Annotated in this window: 16 protein-coding genes and 1 tRNA gene; 10 read left to right on the forward strand and 7 right to left on the reverse strand. The window is 58.7% G+C overall.

What is annotated here, in order from left to right; genetic code table 11:
• The first annotated feature begins 46 nt into the window (after window positions 1–46).
• Genes BBG20_RS24855 through BBG20_RS24875 form a run of 5 tightly spaced genes read left to right on the forward strand, consistent with a single transcriptional unit; the run spans window position 47 to window position 4,453 of the window.
• A complete protein-coding gene (locus BBG20_RS24855; RefSeq protein WP_065908152.1) occupies window positions 47–607 on the forward strand; it encodes a carboxymuconolactone decarboxylase family protein in 561 nt (186 codons plus the stop codon).
• Between the two features lie 40 nt (window positions 608–647).
• Window positions 648–1,709: an acyl-CoA dehydrogenase family protein gene (locus tag BBG20_RS24860; RefSeq protein WP_065908154.1), complete on the forward strand. Its 1,062-nt coding sequence runs from the start codon at window positions 648–650 to the stop codon at window positions 1,707–1,709.
• Window positions 1,706–2,509 carry an ABC transporter ATP-binding protein gene (locus BBG20_RS24865; RefSeq protein ID WP_065908156.1) on the forward strand — a complete coding sequence of 268 codons (804 nt, stop codon included), beginning with the start codon at window positions 1,706–1,708 and terminating at the stop codon, window positions 2,507–2,509. The genes BBG20_RS24860 and BBG20_RS24865 overlap by 4 nt, the downstream gene beginning before the upstream one ends.
• Window positions 2,496–3,695, forward strand: coding sequence for an ABC transporter substrate-binding protein (locus tag BBG20_RS24870; RefSeq protein WP_065908158.1), 1,200 nt, complete (start codon window positions 2,496–2,498; stop codon window positions 3,693–3,695). Before BBG20_RS24865 ends, BBG20_RS24870 begins: the two co-directional genes overlap by 14 nt.
• A complete protein-coding gene (locus BBG20_RS24875) occupies window positions 3,692–4,453 on the forward strand; it encodes an ABC transporter permease (protein WP_065908160.1) in 762 nt (253 codons plus the stop codon). Before BBG20_RS24870 ends, BBG20_RS24875 begins: the two co-directional genes overlap by 4 nt.
• 63 nt (window positions 4,454–4,516) lie before the next feature.
• Here the strand turns inward: BBG20_RS24875 and BBG20_RS24880 are convergent, their stop codons facing one another.
• Both BBG20_RS24880 and BBG20_RS33350 read right to left on the reverse strand, forming a co-directional pair.
• Window positions 4,517–8,101: a membrane-targeted effector domain-containing toxin gene (locus BBG20_RS24880; RefSeq protein WP_141697318.1), complete on the reverse strand. Its 3,585-nt coding sequence runs from the start codon at window positions 8,099–8,101 to the stop codon at window positions 4,517–4,519.
• Between the two features lie 172 nt (window positions 8,102–8,273).
• Window positions 8,274–8,408, reverse strand: coding sequence for a hypothetical protein (locus tag BBG20_RS33350; RefSeq protein WP_256595088.1), 135 nt, complete (start codon window positions 8,406–8,408; stop codon window positions 8,274–8,276).
• A 171-nt stretch (window positions 8,409–8,579) separates the two neighbouring features.
• Between BBG20_RS33350 and BBG20_RS24885 the strand changes: the two genes are divergently transcribed.
• A complete protein-coding gene (locus BBG20_RS24885; protein WP_016978057.1) occupies window positions 8,580–8,768 on the forward strand; it encodes a hypothetical protein in 189 nt (62 codons plus the stop codon).
• Window positions 8,769–8,783: 15 nt separating this feature from the next.
• On the opposite strand, the gene BBG20_RS24890 is transcribed toward BBG20_RS24885, so the two are convergent.
• On the reverse strand, window positions 8,784–9,164 hold the full coding sequence (locus BBG20_RS24890) for a fe2+ zn2+ uptake regulation protein (RefSeq protein ID WP_065908163.1): 381 nt from the start codon (window positions 9,162–9,164) through the stop codon (window positions 8,784–8,786).
• A 236-nt stretch (window positions 9,165–9,400) separates the two neighbouring features.
• Between BBG20_RS24890 and pvdQ the strand changes: the two genes are divergently transcribed.
• From pvdQ to BBG20_RS24910, 4 genes are all read left to right on the forward strand, one after another.
• A complete protein-coding gene (gene pvdQ / locus BBG20_RS24895) occupies window positions 9,401–11,689 on the forward strand; it encodes a bifunctional acylase PvdQ (RefSeq protein WP_065908164.1) in 2,289 nt (762 codons plus the stop codon).
• 212 nt (window positions 11,690–11,901) lie between these two features.
• Window positions 11,902–11,975 (forward strand) — tRNA-Cys (locus BBG20_RS24900).
• Window positions 11,976–12,168: 193 nt separating this feature from the next.
• A complete protein-coding gene (locus BBG20_RS24905; RefSeq protein WP_141697319.1) occupies window positions 12,169–12,882 on the forward strand; it encodes a DUF6610 family protein in 714 nt (237 codons plus the stop codon).
• Complete coding sequence (locus tag BBG20_RS24910; RefSeq protein ID WP_065908166.1) at window positions 12,879–13,487, forward strand: hypothetical protein; 609 nt, start codon at window positions 12,879–12,881, stop codon at window positions 13,485–13,487. The genes BBG20_RS24905 and BBG20_RS24910 overlap by 4 nt, the downstream gene beginning before the upstream one ends.
• A 22-nt stretch (window positions 13,488–13,509) precedes the next feature.
• Here the strand turns inward: BBG20_RS24910 and BBG20_RS24915 are convergent, their stop codons facing one another.
• Genes BBG20_RS24915 through BBG20_RS24930 form a run of 4 tightly spaced genes read right to left on the reverse strand, consistent with a single transcriptional unit; the run spans window position 13,510 to window position 15,961 of the window.
• Window positions 13,510–14,574, reverse strand: a complete 1,065-nt coding sequence (locus BBG20_RS24915) for a tyrosine-type recombinase/integrase (RefSeq protein ID WP_065908167.1) — start codon at window positions 14,572–14,574, stop codon at window positions 13,510–13,512.
• A 3-nt stretch (window positions 14,575–14,577) separates the two neighbouring features.
• Window positions 14,578–14,814: a DUF4224 domain-containing protein gene (locus BBG20_RS24920; RefSeq protein ID WP_065908372.1), complete on the reverse strand. Its 237-nt coding sequence runs from the start codon at window positions 14,812–14,814 to the stop codon at window positions 14,578–14,580.
• Entirely contained in the window at window positions 14,814–15,614 is an 801-nt protein-coding gene (locus tag BBG20_RS24925) for a DUF2786 domain-containing protein (RefSeq protein ID WP_065908169.1), read from the reverse strand. Before BBG20_RS24925 ends, BBG20_RS24920 begins: the two co-directional genes overlap by 1 nt.
• Window positions 15,611–15,961, reverse strand: a complete 351-nt coding sequence (locus BBG20_RS24930; protein ID WP_065908170.1) for a hypothetical protein — start codon at window positions 15,959–15,961, stop codon at window positions 15,611–15,613. The genes BBG20_RS24925 and BBG20_RS24930 overlap by 4 nt, the downstream gene beginning before the upstream one ends.
• Window positions 15,962–15,983 lie beyond the last annotated feature (22 nt).

Below are 15,983 nucleotides of genomic sequence, written 5' to 3' on the forward strand. Positions count from 1 at the left end.
TTATAACCAACAGACTGGTTACACCAACCCCCAAGGAGACCACTCCATGTCCCGTGTACCGCTGCTCACCCCTGAAACCGCCCCGGATGCGGCCAAACCCTTCCTCGAAAACGCGCTGAAAGGCTCGGGGTTTATTCCTAATCTGCTGGCGGTGCTGGCCAATGCTCCGGCGGCGCTGGAAACCTACATCACCGTGTCCGGCCTGAACGCCAAGGCCGAACTGAGCCTGGCTGATCGTGAAGTGGTGCAATTGATTGCCGCGACGACCCATGGCTGCGACTTCTGCGTTGCCGGTCACACCGCCGTGGCGCGCAACAAAGCCAAGCTGCCGGAGGCGGTGATCGAGGCCCTGCGCCAGCGTGGCGAATTACCCAATGCGCGGTATGAGACACTCGCCGCCTTCACCCGTGAAGTGATCGCCACCCGCGGCGATGTCAGCGATGCCGGTTATGACGCGTTCCGTGCGGCAGGCTACTCCGAAGGCCAGGCCCTGGAAGTTATTTTGGGCGTCAGCCTGGCAACCCTGTGCAACTTCGCTAACGTGTTTGCCCGTACCCCGCTGAACCCGGAGCTGGCGCAATACCGTTGGGAAAAACCGGCCAGCTGAAGTGGCGATGGTCCCTCTGCGTTAACAAGGAGAAACATGAATGCTTGACCCTATCTTGAGCCGTTGGCTCGATGTTCAAGCGCAGGCCCTGGATGTGGGCAGTTGCGATCCACAGGAAGTGCTGCCACGGCTGGCAGAAGCCAATGTATTGCGTATCGGTGTGCCCACGGCACTCGGCGGGCTGGGCGGTGATGTGGCCGGCGCCGTGGAGGCCATCGCCAATGTCGCCAGCCATTCGCTGGCGGCGGCCTTCGTGTGCTGGGGCCAGCGTTCGTTTATCGAGTATTTGCTGCAGAGCCCAAATGCGCGGCTGCGCGAGCAACTGCTGCCGGACCTGCTCAGCGGCAAGCTGGCGGGGGCGACCGGGTTGTCGAATGCGATGAAGTTTTTATCGGGCATCGAGACGTTGCAGATCAGCGCCGAGCCCAACGACCACGGCTGGACCCTCAACGGTCGCCTGCACTGGGTGACCAACCTGCGCAAGAACGGCTTTGTTGCCGCTGCGGCGATTGAACATGCCGGCGGTGGCGCACCGTTTATCATGGCGATTCCGGATTCGGTGGCCGGCTTGCAGCGCTCGCGCGACCTGGAGTTGCTCGGCCTGCAATCGAGCAACACCGCGGCGTTGGGCCTGGAAGGCGTGGAGCTGAGCCGCGACTGGTTGCTGCATGACGATGCGCGCAAGTTTCTGCCAGCGGTACGCCCGGCGTTCCTTGGCCTGCAGTGCGGCATGTCGATCGGTCTGGCGCGGCGCTCACTGGCTGAAGTGGCCAACCATCTGGGGGCCAGCCGTACGGTGTTGCGTGAAGAACTCGAGACATTGCGCGTGACCCTCGATCATTTAGTCAGCGAGCTGAAGAGCGGCCTGTTGGCCGGGCGCTTTGCCGCCAAGCCGGTGCCGTTGTTCAAGCTGCGCATCGCCCTGGCCGAAACCGCCGCCAGCGCTGTGCAGCTGGAGTTGCAGGCCAGCGGCGGCAAGGCCTATCTCACCGCGCATGGCAGTGGGTTTGCGCGACGCTGGCGTGAGTCGGCTTTCGTGCCGATCGTCACGCCAAGCCTGGTGCAATTGCGCACCGAGTTGCAGCGTCAGGCCAACCTATGAGCCCGGCGGTATTGACGGCCCAGGGGATTTGCCTGGGGTACGCGAGTGGCCCGGTATTGCAGGGATTCGACCTGCAGTTGCAGCCTGGCGAAGTGGTGTCGATCCTGGGTCCCAGTGGTGTCGGCAAGTCCAGCCTGTTGCGTGTGCTGGCCGGTTTGCAAGCGCCTCAGGGCGGCAGCGTACGTGTGCTCGTTGAGCCTTTGAACGGCCCGCATCCACGCGTCGCGGTGGCGTTCCAGGACCCCAGCCTGTTGCCTTGGCTGAGCCTGGAAAAGAACGTCGCCTTCGGCCTGGATTTCGCCCGCCAGCCGCACCTCAGCCCTGAAGAGCGCCGCCACCGCGTCGACCACGCCATCGCGGCGGTGGGCCTGGAGCACGCGCGCCAGCAGTTTCCGGCGCAGTTGTCCGGTGGCATGGCGCAGCGCACGGCGTTGGCGCGCTGCCTGGCACGCCAGCCGCAGGTATTGCTGTTGGATGAGCCATTCGGCGCCCTCGACGAGGTTACCCGCGCGGACATGCAGCACCTGTTGCTCAAGGTCAATCGCGAGCAAGGCGCGGCGGCGGTGCTGATCACCCATGACATTGATGAAGCGCTGTTGCTGTCCGACCGCATCCTGCTACTGGGCAACCGCCCGGCGCGGACGCTGGGCGAATGGCTGATCGACCTGCCGCAGCCGCGTGAAGAACAGGTGGAAGCCATCGGCACGCTGCGCATCGAGATTTTCAAAACCCTACGGCAGGCGAGCCGCCCCCAACCCAACCCCCTTGACCTGCCGGAGCCCTGCCATGTGCCTGGATGACCTGACTCACTCGCGCCGTGATTTTCTCAAACTGTCCGCCGTACTCAGCGCCGCCGGCGCGTTGCCACTGTTGAGCAGCCTGCAGGCGCGCGCCGCCAGCGAGCCGGATGCGCCGGTACGCATCGGCTACTTGCCGATCACCGACGCCACGCCGTTGCTGGTGGCCCACAACAATGGCCTGTTCGAAGCCGAAGGCATCCAGGCCGAACGCCCGGTGCTGCTGCGCAGTTGGGCGCAAGTCATCGAGGCGTTTATATCGGGCCAGGTCAACGTGATCCACCTGCTGTCCCCCATGACCGTGTGGGCGCGCTATGGCAGCAAGGTACCGGCCAAAGTGGTGGCGTGGAACCACGTCGGCGGTTCGGGCCTGACCGTGTCACCGGGCATTACTGAGGTGAAGCAACTGGGTGGCAAGTCGGTAGCGATTCCGTTCTGGTATTCGATCCATAACGTGGTGGTGCAGCAGCTGTTTCGCGACAACGGCCTGACCCCGGTCGCCCGTGCGGCCGGCAGTGCGATTGCGGCGAACGAGGTCAACCTGATCGTGCTGCCGCCCTCGGACATGCCGCCGGCCCTGGCCAGCAAGCGCATCGATGGCTACATCGTCGCCGAGCCGTTCAACGCCTTGGCGGAGAACCTCAAGGTCGGCCGCGTGCAGCGCTTTACCGGTGACGTGTGGCGCAACCATGCGTGCTGCGTGGTGTTCATGCATGAACACGACCTGACCAACCGCCCGGAATGGTCGCAGAAGGTGGTGAACGCTATCGTCAAGGCCCAGGTCTGGACCCGCGACAACCGCGAGGAGGCGGTGAAACTGCTGTCCAAGGACGGCCCGAACCGCTACACGCCGCATGCTGAACCGGTGCTCAGCAAGGTGCTCGCCCCGGCGGCCGGCGACCGCGCGGCCTACCTGGCCGATGGCGCTATCCAGCACGCCAATTGGGACGAGCACCGCATCGACTTCCAGCCCTATCCGTTCCCCAGCTACACCGAGGAACTGGTGCGGCGCTTGAAAGACACGCTGATCGAGGGCGACAAGAAATTCCTCGCAGACCTCGACCCGGCCTTCGTGGCCAAGGACCTGGTGGACGACCGCTTCGTGCGCAACGCCATCGAAGCGGTGGGCGGCATGAAGACCTTTGGCTTGCCGGACGGCTTTGAGCGGACCGAGGAGATTGGCGTTTGAACAACCGCAGAGTCCCGGGCTGGTTGCTCGGGTTGAGTGGCCTGGCCGGTTTGCTGGTGCTCTGGTGGCTGGGGGTGAAGGTACTGGGCGACGCGGACGGCCTGTCCGCGCGCTTTTCGCTGGCGGCGACGTTCAGCAGCCTGTGGGAATTGCTCGGGCGGGGTGAGCTGTATCTGCACATCGCCGTCAGCCTCAAGCGCATTTTTGTCGGGCTGTTCCTGGCCTTGCTGGTGGGGGTGCCACTCGGGCTCCTGGTGGGCAGTTCGCGCAACCTGGAGGCGGCGACCACGCCCGCGTTCCAGTTCCTGCGGATGATCTCGCCGTTGTCCTGGATGCCCATCGTGGTGATGCTGATGGGGGTAGGGGACCCGCCGATCTACTTCCTGCTGGCCTTTGCCGCTGTGTGGCCGATTATGCTCAATACCGCAGCCGGCGTGCGTCAGTTGGATCCGCGCTGGTTGCAATTGAGCCAGAGCCTGAGCGCCACGCGCTGGGAAACCTTGCGCCGCGTGATCATCCCCGGGGTGGTCGGGCATGTGCTGACCGGCGTGCGCCTGGCCATCGGGATCCTGTGGATCGTGCTGGTGCCGTGCGAAATGCTCGGGGTCAGTGCGGGGCTGGGGTATTATATCCTGGATACGCGTGATCGGTTGGCTTATTCGGAACTGATGGCGATGGTGCTGTTGATCGGGGTGTTGGGGTTCGCGCTGGATGCGCTTGCACGCGGGTTGCATCAGCGATGGGTGCATGCGGGCTGACAGGCCCTGAAACGAAAGCCCGGTATTTCGCCGGGCTTTCGTGGGTCGGTTCATCGACCCGGCTTACGCCGCCACTGAATTCCTGGGTGACGCTTTTTCCTGTTTGAAGATGTGCAGGTCACCAGGCAGATCATCCGGTTTCAAACGCTGGGCTGGATCAGGCACGTGATTGGTTTTCCTGAGCCCGAGGCTTGGCCCCGGATCGGTCCTTTTAAACACCCCGACACCTATGCTGCCCGTCAACTCTGCCACGCCCGGGATACCTTGGCTGGTTTTCATGTGGGCGTTGCCCACCAAGGCAATCCATTTTTCGCCCGCGGAGTTTTGCCGGATGGTTTGCGCGGCGTAGTAGTTGAATTCCTTTAGCCTTGGCACAAAGTCCTCGGCCTTCATCGCTTGCTTGTACAGCTCGCGTTCATCCTTGTGCCGGGTCAAGTAACAATGGTCCAGCGGCACGACTTCTATATCTGCATCGGAAAACTTTTTAACCAGTTGATTGAAAGAGGGAAACCGTGGGGTTATGCCATCCCCAAGGTAGCCGATGCCGTCGTCAACGAGCTTCATCTGTGCGTCATAAAACGTGGCTTCCATATACAGCTTCTTCACGCCTTTTTGCTTGAAGGTGTCCACGTTGCCGAACAGTGTCTGGAAGCTCGCCAGGTCTTTGTGAACGTCACCAAAGACCACCCCATCTGCCGCGTCCAGCGCTTTTTCGATCAGTTGTGAAGGTGTGACACTTTTGGGGATCTCGGGAATGGTCGGGCGCGCTGGCAGTTCGCCAGAGGCCATGCGTTGGTAGAAGGCGTCCATTTCCCGACCAAACTTTTCGCGGGTTGCGGCTTTTCTGCTGGGGGTGAAATGGGCGTCATTGCGCGCACCGTTGATGCTCGTTACGTACTCTGCGTCAGGCAAGTGGTCGGTCTTGGGCGCGGTGGGGACGTGACGGCCCTGCCGGTCGATGGGGTTATACCGGGCGTTACCTGGCCGTCCTATGGCGCCCTCCATCCTCGGCGAGGGCGGCATCATTGCATCCAGAGGGTTGAAGTCGTCCAACGGGGTGCCGTAAGGCCTCATCTGGACCGGATCGTAGGCATAGCGTTGGCCATTCGACAGGATGGTGTCGGCCTCGTAGGTCTGGCCTCCGTACTTGAACGAACCGTACGTCAGGGGCCCATGGTCGCGGCTCATCGCATTGGCCAGGTCCAAGGAGTCTGTCGCGCCCTTGATCTTGTCCACACCCTTGCCGATCAGCTTGGCGCCACCTTCCACCAGGTCGCCGAGCCCACCCAGCGGGTTGAGTTCACTGATGACGGTGGTACCGAGGATTTTCGCGACCTTCAAGGCCTTGCTCGCCGCGCCGGCAGCTTTAGCGCCGACCTTGGCAACCTTCCCCGCGCCGGCGGTGACAAACCCGAAGATATCCATGCCCAGGTCGATTGCGCCGTCCAGGTGGTTACCGTTTTGAAAGTTGACGATCGCCGACCTGAGCGGAATCAGGTCGAGAAAAAAATCCGCCAGTTTCCCCTCGGTTTCCATTTGCTTGTCGAACGTCGTGGTGCCCTTGGCCTGCTTGACCACATCGTTGTTATCAATATCCAGGTGTTCGACAAAAGCATCGGCAATGGCCTGGGTTCGCGTGCTTGCAAAGCTGTTGGGGGTGGCGCGTGGCTCGCTCGCTTGACCGCCTGAAGCCAGGGCTGCGGCAACGGTATCGGAGGGTTTGAACGACTCTATCGGAAAGACACGGTTGGCTTCGCGCTCGCGTTCTTGAGTCAGGACGGTGTTCGGCACCGCGGTGATGGAACCCCGTTTAAAGTCGATCTCATAGACCTTTTCGCCGTCTACCCCCGTGATTTTGACCAGCAACGCCTGGTTTTTTTCTGCGAGGGTTCGATCGGTAAAGCCCAGGCCCAACTGGTAGGTATGATTTTGAAAGAACTCGAGCTTGCCGTATTCGAATTGTTCCCTGTCAGGTAGAGGGAGCTGGGTAATCATCTGTTTGACGGCCGTCTTGAGGCCTTGTTTACGCTGGTCGATGGCAGCGGTGAATTGAGTGTCGAACTCGGTTTTCACCTCCAGATTGAGGGACTTGCCTCGTGTCGCCTCAACGATCCGATCGTCGGTGGATTCCCATTCATACTGGTGCAGGCCGCTCATGGCGATATCCAGCAGCGAATGCGGGCCGGCGGGCGCGCGATTGGGGTCGAAGAGCGGCTGGGCGTGAGGCTGCACGGTCTGCTTGACCGTCAGGAGCTTCTCTTCAAAAGGTACGTTCTCGCCAAACCGTTCTTTCAGCTTGGCCAGCGCGATTTCCTTGCGGCTGGGAATAGGGGCCTCAATCTGGCTGCTGGCGTCGACGCGCATGCGTGCCTGCTGATTGAAGGCACTCCTGACCTTCTCAACGTCGGTGGTGTTGTAACGGCCAGCCTCTGTTTCAGAAAGCACGCCGTTGACCACCCCCCAGACTCGCAGCGCAGCGGTCTGTGCCTGTTGGGTCATGGCAAGGTTTTGCAGGCCGGCATTCTCGGCCTCCAGCATGACTTGGGCAAAGGTCATATTGGGCACCTTACCAGGTGCCTGGTGTTCTATCGTGGCCGCTGCGATCGACAGGCTGACCCAGGCAGGGCTGCCATAGGTGACATTGGCGGGGATATCTTTGATCAGCAGTTCAGGGGCTGTCCTGGCCAGTAGCAGGTAAGCACCGACCTTGGCCATTCCAGATGTGGTGTAGCGTTTGGTCTCCAAATGCTTGCTGAGGTTGTCCACTATCGTGGAAGCGGGTTTGCCCCAATGACTTTGCTGGACCAGATCGAAGCCAGCAAACTTGGTTTTATTGGGCTCAGCAATCGATGTCGGGTCCAGAAACAAATTCATCGCCGCCAACGTGTAGTCGTTTACGCTGGTATCGGTCGCAATCCCGTTCAATTGGGTCTGCAAGGCGTGGCCCAACCCTTGCGCACGCGCGGTGCCAAGGAGTGCTTCCAGTGCCTTTGCCGGGTCCTTCAGGGCCTCCGCAGACAGTGGCTGGTTGCTGTTCAAGTACTCCAGAAGCCCCTGGCTTGTCACCATCGGTGGGGGATTCGGATGCTCTGTCACATAGAGCCGGGCGTTTTCCATCAGCGAGCGCTGCGCCTGGCTACTCAACGGCACTGGCCAGGACAGCGCGCCACCAAAGTTGCCCAGTGGGTGTTCCATGGCGCGGTCGAGCACGGCGTCGGCCAGCGCGCTCAGGGCAAAATGGCTGTTGGGCATTTTCAACCCGTAGTCGGTGATGAAGTCTTCAAGCGTCGATGCGGTGTCTACTTGCGAGGCGTAGGTTGAGGCCGGATGAATATCCATGAGAGCGGTCGTCAGCGCCGAGATGATTGCCTGGGGCGTGGTGTTCACCCCCAGGCGGGCGGCTATCTCGTTGAGCTTTTGTCCCAGGGTCCGCAGGTTCTGCTTGTCCGCCAGGGACCGTGCAAGCCCGGTATGGCTGGTGTCGGTGGGTGAGCGCCGCTGGCGCCCTGTAGGTGTCTGGTCGGCGTCCTCTGAAGGCTGAGGTGTCGGTGCAGGGCTGACCAATAATGCGGGTGTCGCAGCGGGAGTGGGAAGCGGGAGAGTTTCAGCGCTGGGCTGGTGGGGAGGTGTATAGGCAGATATTGACATCGGTGGGTACCTTTTTGACTTGCCAAGAAAAGCGCCTGTCATTAGGAGGTTCCCTGTTCCTCAGGCGCCTCTTTGGGTGTGGAAAACACCCGCCGAGGTTCCTCCTGAGGGGACTGCTGTGTGTAAGACCGAGTGTCGGTAAATCAGAGAATTTTCTGATACCGCTCAGGCGTCAGCGGTGGTAGTACCCCGGCCCGCCTTCTGAATAGCGATGGTCGTGCCAGCCGCCTCCGTGCGGGAAAAAGAAGCAGCCGCTCATGCTCAACATGACCAGCAAGGGGATCAGCAGTGCGATACGACGAAGCATGTCCAAGTCCTCCGGGGGCTTACAGGATCAATCAGGCGTCAGACAAGCCAAAGCTTTTCATCGCCTGTAACATAGGACCCTGCCGACCCGCGTCCATCCCCGTTGCCGGGTATGTACTTGGCATGTTCGGCGATACAAAGTGGATACATTTTTCAGGTTCAGGAACCCGTCATGACCCAAAAGCAACGTTTGAAATACTCGATTCTGATCGCCCTGGCGGTACTGGCGACGATGTTTGGCCTGTCCTATCTGCAGAACATCGGGGCGATCAGTGAGAAGACGTTCCAGACCATCGCCATTGCCGTTGCAGTGGTCGTGGTGGTGATCAACGGCATCATGCGCCGCAAGGTCAAGCTCTAAGCCTGCGACGCGACGTCAGGCGCGACCTTCGAGTACCTTCGCAGCCTCTTCATGGAGGCTGTAGCTTTTATCCGCATTGAGGGTAATCACGCCCTCGCTGCACAGGCGCTTGAGCACCTCGCGCACACTCAGAAACGACAGCGGGATGCCCAGTTCGAGCAAATGGCTGTGCACGCCGCGCACGCCCAGCGTGCGCTGGTTGTCGGCAGCGGTGAGCAGGGCGTCAATGACCTTCAGCCGAATCAGGCTGGTGCGCAAACCGAAACACTTGAGCAAATGGCGAATACGCTGGTTGCCTTGCTGTTCGGGCGCTTTGCCGAACGTCTGTGCGCCGCTGCCGTAATGGGCGTCGGCTGCCGGTGAATGTCCGTCCGTGGGCACTTGCGGGTTGTACATGCAAAACTCCTTATCAGAGCCTGATCAGGAAAATGATGGCGCTCTTAGTTAATAAGACGTACGAGCGAGCAAAATCATGAAGTCTCGGATGTAGAAATTTTGTCGGTATCGGTTTTGTCACAGTCGCGCCGCCTTAAATAAACCTCGGCGCGCGCTAAATTGTCCGCGGCTTTTTGCGTCCTTACGGTGGGGTAGCTACCCCTGGTGAGGGTGTTCAATTTGACTGTGGAGTCTGCGTGATTATTTCCAACGGGTTGTCCAGGGTGTGCGTGGCGGGGCTGTTGCTGGGGTTGAGCCTGGCCGCATCGGCGCGGGAACAGTCGACACAAGCGTCGGCGGATATTCGGCGGACCAGTTTCGGCGTGCCACATATTCGTGCCAGCGACGAGCGCGGCCTGGGCTTGGGCATTGGTTACGCGTATGCCCAGGACAACCTTTGCCTGCTGGCCAATGAGGTGGTGACGGTGAATGGCCAGCGCGCCAAATTCTTCGGTCCCGAGCAGTCGACCCTGGAGGAACGCAGCAACCTGGCCAGTGATGTGTTTTTCACCTGGCTGAACACGCCGCAGGCCGTCGCCGCGTTCTGGAACGCGCAAAGCCCGCAGATCCGCCAGCGCATGGAAGGCTACGTCGCCGGCTACAACCGATACCTGAAAGAGCAGGGCGCTCCCGCGCAGTGCCAGGCGGCATGGGTGCGGCCGCTGGAGGTTGGCGACCTGGTGAAGCTGACGCGCAGGTTGTTGGTCGAAGGCGGTGTCGGCCAGTTTGCCGAAGCCCTGGTAGGCGCGGCACCGCCTCAGGCAACCGCCAGCGTGCGGCCGACCGCCAAGGCCTTTGCACTGGCAGACGCCCAGCAACAGCGCTTTAGCCTGGATCGCGGCAGTAACGCGGTCGCGGTCGGCCGAGAGCGTTCGTTCAATGGCCGTGGCATGTTGCTGGCCAACCCGCATTTCCCGTGGGTGGGCGGCATGCGTTTCTACGAGATGCACCTGACCATCCCCGGCCAGCTCGATGTGATGGGCGCCGCGTTGCCTGGCCTGCCGGTGATCAATATCGGTTTCAACCAGCATGTGGCGTGGACCCATACGGTGGATACCTCCAAGCACTTCACGCTGTATCGCCTGACGCTGGATCCCAAGGACGCAACGCGCTACCTGCTCGACGGCAAATCCATCGCCCTGGAAAAAACCACGGTGACCGTGCAGGTCAAACAGCCGGACGGCAGCATTCAACCCGTGGTGCATCCGGTCTACAGCTCGCAGTTCGGCCCGGTGGTGCAATGGCCGGGCAAGCTCGATTGGGACAACCACTACGCCTTCAGCCTGCGCGATGCCAACCTGGGCAACGACCGCGTGCTGCAGCAGTGGTACGCGATGAACCAGGCCAGCGACCTCAAGGCCCTGCAAACCTCGGTGCATACGCTGCAAGGCATTCCATGGGTCAACACCGTGGCCGCCGATGATCAGGGCCAAAGCCTGTACATGAACCTGTCGGTGGTGCCCAACGTCAGTGCGGCGAAGCTGGCGCAATGCAGCGACCCGCGTGCCGGCCTGCAGATGATCATCCTCGACGGCGCCCACAGCGCCTGCGCCTGGGATGTGGATCCGCGCGCGGCCCAGGCCGGCATCTTCGCCGCCGACCAATTGCCACAACTTGCGCGCACCGACTACGTGCAGCACTCCAACGACTCGGCCTGGATGGCCAACCCCAAGGCGCCGCTGACCGGCTTCTCACCGGTGATCAGCCAGGACCACATCGGCCTTGGCCCGCGTGCGCGTTTTGCCCTGCAGCGGCTGCAGTCCCTGGAGAAGCAACCGATCCGCGTTGCCGACTTGCAGAACATGGTCATGGACAATGAGGTCTACCTCGCCGGCCAGGTCATGCCTGACCTGCTCGAGTTCTGCGCCAAGCAACTCGGTGCCGACGCCACCACGTTGCAACCGCTGTGCAGCCGCCTGAGCACCTGGGACCGGCACGCCAACCTCGACAGCGGCCTGGGCCTGGTGCACTTCATCGATCTGGTCGAACACCTGCAGCAAATCCCCGACGCCTGGCGCGTGCCCTTCGACCCGACCCAGCCGCTGACCACACCACGCGGCCTGGCCATCGACCGCGCGCCTGTTGCCCAAGCCCTGCGCGAAGCCATGCTGGCTTCCAGCGCAGCGGTCGCCAAACTCGGCCTGGGTGCCGACAGCCGATGGGGCGATATCCAGGTGTCCGGCCAGACCCCGGTGCATGGCGGTCCGCAGGAGTTGGGGATCTACAACGCCATGCAAACCATGCCTCGCGCCGACGGCAAGCGCGAAGTGGTCAGCGGCAGCAGCTACCTGCAAATCGTCACCTTCGACGACCAGGGCCCCCATGCACAGGGCGTGCTGGCATTCTCCCTGTCGAGCAACCCCGCGTCCGCGCATTCCAAGGACCAGACGCAGCTGTTTTCACAGAAAAAACTGCGCACGCTGCCCTTCACCGACGCTCAGATCAAGGCCGACCCGGCGTATCAGGAACGGCGCGTGCAGGAGTAGGGCAGGCACGCAACCCCTTGATCCCCATGCGAAATATTTTTGAAATCAAGGGGTTGCAGGCAAAAGCAAATGAGTACATAATGGCGCCCATCGAACGCAACGAAGCATTAAAAACTTCAATGTATTCAATGAGTTAGAGTAGAGGCGGGGTTTTATAGCCCGCTCAAGTTTTTATGCGGTGAATGCCAGCGGTTAGGGCGTTGATCGTTTGAGGCCGAGTAGCAAAATGGTTATGCAGCGGATTGCAAATCCGCCTACGCCGGTTCGATTCCGACCTCGGCCTCCACTCTTAAAGCCCCGTAGATCAATGGTCTACGGGGTTTTTTATTGTCTGCGATTTAAGAACCGTTCCGCAACTTTTGAGACGTGTTCCGCAACCCCGTCTTTTCGTTAAGCAGTCGGAAGGCATCGGTTTTCATTTACATACCACCCCGTCGGGTTCCACAGGTGCAGTTAGGGGGGGTATGATGGTGTTACCCTTGAGTGCTGACGAATTAATTCAGCAGGAATGCAATTATATGGAAATTATAAAGTTTGTTGCGCATAGCAAGAAAGTCATATCAATTGCGCAAAAATATGGATGGTATCCAGGCGCGAGATACACAAATTTGAGAGACGTGAAAACCTTCCAGTTCTGCTCTGAAGGTTTCCTAGATATCAATTGGAAAAGCTACGATTTTGAAATGCACCTGGCCGCGGCTGCTAAAGTTGAACCAAGAATAACGATCGCGCGAGATGTAGAGTGTATACACAGTTTGGACGGGATCATCAGAGAGGCAGAAGAACTACTTCGGCATAGCACTCATGTAGCTATCGTGCCGAAAGATGTGCTTTTGAATGGCCGTTTGCAGGAGTTAATACCAAAGGAGTTCATGCTGGCCTACAGTGTGCCTACAAAATACGGGGGGACCAAAGTTACAGTTGAAAGCTTCGACAGGCCAGTACATCTTCTCGGAGGACGACCAGATGTACAGCGTTCTTTGGCGGATGTAATGAAAGTATTTTCGATTGATTGTAATAGGTTTACCCTAGATGCGAGGTATGGGGATTATTTTGATGGTAGGCGATTCATTCCCCACCCTATGGGGGGATACGAACAATGCCTAACAGCTTCTATCGAAAACATTAACCAATTGTGGACGGACTATTCTGTACATCCAGACGTCAAAGCGCTAATTGGAGGACCAGTATGAGCAGAGAAGACTTGCTTTTGAAGATGTACGATCAGATGTTTAATGACATAAATCGTCATATTTTAGTTGTATGGCAAAGTGTTGGTGTGTTGATAGGGGCATTCGCAGTATTTGCACTGGTTGAGAAAAACGTTGTATCGTTAGATTTCGCTGTTTGTATCGTATTGTTGCTTTCTCTTTGGCTGATGGCGCATTTGTTTGATGCTGCTTATTGGTATAATCGAAATTTGGTTATTATTGCAAATATCGAGCGGCAATTTTTGTTGGTTCAGGACTTGAAAGATATTCATTATTATTTTGGATCCCACCGTCCTACTAATAAAATGATTTACCATCTTAGAATCCAAATGGCGCTTGGTTTGGTTTTAGCTATGTTAGTTCTTGGTTACCACTTCGTTGATCGCGTTGTGCCTGGGTTCTCACTTCCTATAAGCGACTTTTCGGTTGCCAGATCGCTTCCTTATATTTTGGCTTTCGTTTCGTCGGGTTACTTGTTTTGGTTGAAACGACTTAATATCAAAAAATATGAGGAGTTTCTGAGAGAGTCACCTGGTAAAACTATTAATACTACAGGCACGCAGTACGGAGTAGGGCATGGTCACTAATTAATTATGAGAAGTGACTTGGCTATTTCGTCGGGTTCACTATTTCCCCTACACGTCGATAAACTTTTTTAGTGATATCTTCAGTAGAGTGACCCAGCAAGCGACTTGCGTGGGTCAACTCAATCTCGCTGGCAGCTTTTGGGCGGATGTCTTTGAATTGAAATTGGCGAATCATTACGGCCAAGGGCGAGTCGCCATCGGCTGCGGCGTTGATTGCTGCTCTTTCGCGAGCTTCGTCCCAGCGATTGCGCAACATTTGCTGGCTCATGCGAAGGCCGGAAGTATTTGTGATAAGTGTTGACGTTTTAATGCCGCCCAGAGCCCGGCGCTGTTGGAGATCATCGATAAAAACGCTAAGTGCAGACTGAACGCCATCGTTCTCTAGTCGCAAGCGAAGTTTCTTTTCTGTCTTCCCCTGCTTGACCATCAAGAACCCACTATTCAGATCGGTCACGGCCACCTTAAGGACGTCAGCGGGGCGCTGTCCAGTCAGATACGCCAGATTCATGGCGTCTTTCAATTCCTGCACGGCTTCGGCATACACCGCATTCCACACGACATCGCCGGCGTAATAATCCCGCGGTTTTTCCTTGTTGCGGCGCACGCCGAAGCAAGGATTGGCGTTGTTGGTCAGGCCCCACTCGCGCGCGATTGTGAACATGTGCGAAAGCAGGGCGATCTCCCGGTTGGCCCTGACTTTTGCGGTCCTGGCGTCGCGGTACTGCGCGACGACTTGGGGGGTGATCGAATCAATGGGGGCCTTCTCAAACGCTTTTCTTAGCTGCTTGAGTTCCTTCATGTTGTCGGATTGGGTGCGTAGACCCTTTGTCGGGATGATTTCCTTTACGTACCTGTCGAACAAAGATCCCAGCAAATGGCTTGGCTTTGGTGGCGCTCGGCGTTCCAGCCTGGCCCATTCCACTTTGGCCTGGTCGAGGTCGGCGCCCAGGGGGATCTCTTTGCGTTTACCTTGGGCGTCCCTGCCGTTGTAGTAGTAACTGATCCAAGTCTTTCCGCTCTTGCGCGTGCGGCATCGGCGGATCATTCGTGGGGGTAGGTCCCGGTTGGCGATTGATTTCTGGCGCATTGATCAGCTCACGTTCGCCAGGTCGAGCGTCCAGGTTTCAGCCGCTGGATTCGACGCGGAGGGTTTGACGCCCGCCAGTTTCATTCGGGCATACACTCGACCAACTATCGGGCGGCGGGCACCGGTCAGAACAAACTCCCAGTGATTGCAGGTTAGCCACTGGATTTGCTTGGATGGGATCTGATAGCCAGTGATGGTTGCCAGCTCTTCGTCGGCCAGGGTTTCGCTTTGGAATTCCATCATCGTGCCTCCGCCGCATAGGTTTTCTCAGTAGCGGGCAACGATAGGAGTTCGCCACCCGCCGGCGCTATGCCAGCGTGTAAATCAACTTCGCTGCCTGCCAACATCCCCGCGCTCTGGGCGTCAAGGTCGAGTTCGATGTCCGGGGATTTGCGTGATTTTCCGATGGTGATATTTGATAGGTATTCAGCTATCAGCGCCTTGTCCTGGCACTGTACTGTCACCAGCTCATGCCCATCAGTTGTTGCGTACGCGTCGTCATCGCCTTGTGGGACCAGTGCCAGAAGCTTTCCGTAAACCTGGGCAACCCATGCCAGGGCAAAATGGTCACCTGCTGTTTCTGCGGAATACGAGCTGCGGTACTTACCTGAGCGGACTCCGGCGGCGTATTGCTTGCGCGCCAGCTTTAGCTTGGTGAGCAGGGCTTCGTAGGCGTATAGGGCAATGTGCTGAGAGGGTGTGACTCCGATGAATGAAGCCCGCTCCACCACTCGATGCTTGGTTTTGCACCAATCTCTAACGCGCAGTGAGGAGCAGTTAAAAGCCGCAGCAACAGACGCACTTAGTTGTTGGTCCCACGCTGGTCGACGCTCGTTGCGCGAAAACTGAGACTCGACTTCCCCGACGTCGCTGAGCTTAACGTCCGTCTCGGTCAAGCGGTATTCGCGCATCAGGGCCTGAGCCTGACGAAGGGCAGTAGCCGCTTCGTTTTCATTGGCGCTTTGCGATAGGGCCAAACAGTGCTTGATTTTGCGGATAGCACGTTCAAGTTTCTTTTCGTCAATGTGATCGCTGGTCATGCTGCATCCTCCGCACTGAGTGGTGCAGGGTAGGCCGCTAACCACATCTTCGCGGCGAAGGCGGTTAGCTGGCGACGTTGTTTGTTCACCCGGGCAACCATGATTTCTGTGCCTGGGAATGCCTGCCAGGTTTCCACGGCAAGCCCCAGTGACGTAGTGATCCTCGTCATCAGTTCGTGGTCGTCGATGGTGCAGGCAGGCGAAGCGGCATGCTGCTCGCGGGCTAGGTTGACGCCACGATCAAAGCCGCGCACAAAGGCTTTCTTGCTCGCTTTGATCAGGAAGAAAGCGGTCGCAATCCAGCCCACGAGCAGGCCGGCGACGATGATGTAAGTTTCGATTTGCATGTGCTGTATGCCTCGTTAGAAC

The organism is Pseudomonas aylmerensis (assembly GCF_001702265.1).
Taxonomy (GTDB): domain Bacteria; phylum Pseudomonadota; class Gammaproteobacteria; order Pseudomonadales; family Pseudomonadaceae; genus Aquipseudomonas; species Aquipseudomonas aylmerensis.

Coding starts and splice junctions, on each gene's coding strand:
- BBG20_RS24855 (WP_065908152.1), top strand. CDS start 47: ATGTCCCGTGTACCGCTGCTCACCCCTGAAACCGCCCCGGATGCGGCC.
- BBG20_RS24930 (WP_065908170.1), bottom strand. CDS start 15,961: ATGCAAATCGAAACTTACATCATCGTCGCCGGCCTGCTCGTGGGCTGG.
- BBG20_RS24860 (WP_065908154.1), top strand. CDS start 648: ATGCTTGACCCTATCTTGAGCCGTTGGCTCGATGTTCAAGCGCAGGCC.
- BBG20_RS24920 (WP_065908372.1), bottom strand. CDS start 14,814: ATGGAATTCCAAAGCGAAACCCTGGCCGACGAAGAGCTGGCAACCATC.
- BBG20_RS24910 (WP_065908166.1), top strand. CDS start 12,879: ATGAGCAGAGAAGACTTGCTTTTGAAGATGTACGATCAGATGTTTAAT.
- BBG20_RS24880 (WP_141697318.1), bottom strand. CDS start 8,101: ATGTCAATATCTGCCTATACACCTCCCCACCAGCCCAGCGCTGAAACT.
- BBG20_RS24885 (WP_016978057.1), top strand. CDS start 8,580: ATGACCCAAAAGCAACGTTTGAAATACTCGATTCTGATCGCCCTGGCG.
- BBG20_RS24890 (WP_065908163.1), bottom strand. CDS start 9,164: ATGTACAACCCGCAAGTGCCCACGGACGGACATTCACCGGCAGCCGAC.
- BBG20_RS24925 (WP_065908169.1), bottom strand. CDS start 15,614: ATGACCAGCGATCACATTGACGAAAAGAAACTTGAACGTGCTATCCGC.
- BBG20_RS33350 (WP_256595088.1), bottom strand. CDS start 8,408: ATGCTTCGTCGTATCGCACTGCTGATCCCCTTGCTGGTCATGTTGAGC.
- BBG20_RS24865 (WP_065908156.1), top strand. CDS start 1,706: ATGAGCCCGGCGGTATTGACGGCCCAGGGGATTTGCCTGGGGTACGCG.
- BBG20_RS24915 (WP_065908167.1), bottom strand. CDS start 14,574: ATGCGCCAGAAATCAATCGCCAACCGGGACCTACCCCCACGAATGATC.
- BBG20_RS24870 (WP_065908158.1), top strand. CDS start 2,496: ATGTGCCTGGATGACCTGACTCACTCGCGCCGTGATTTTCTCAAACTG.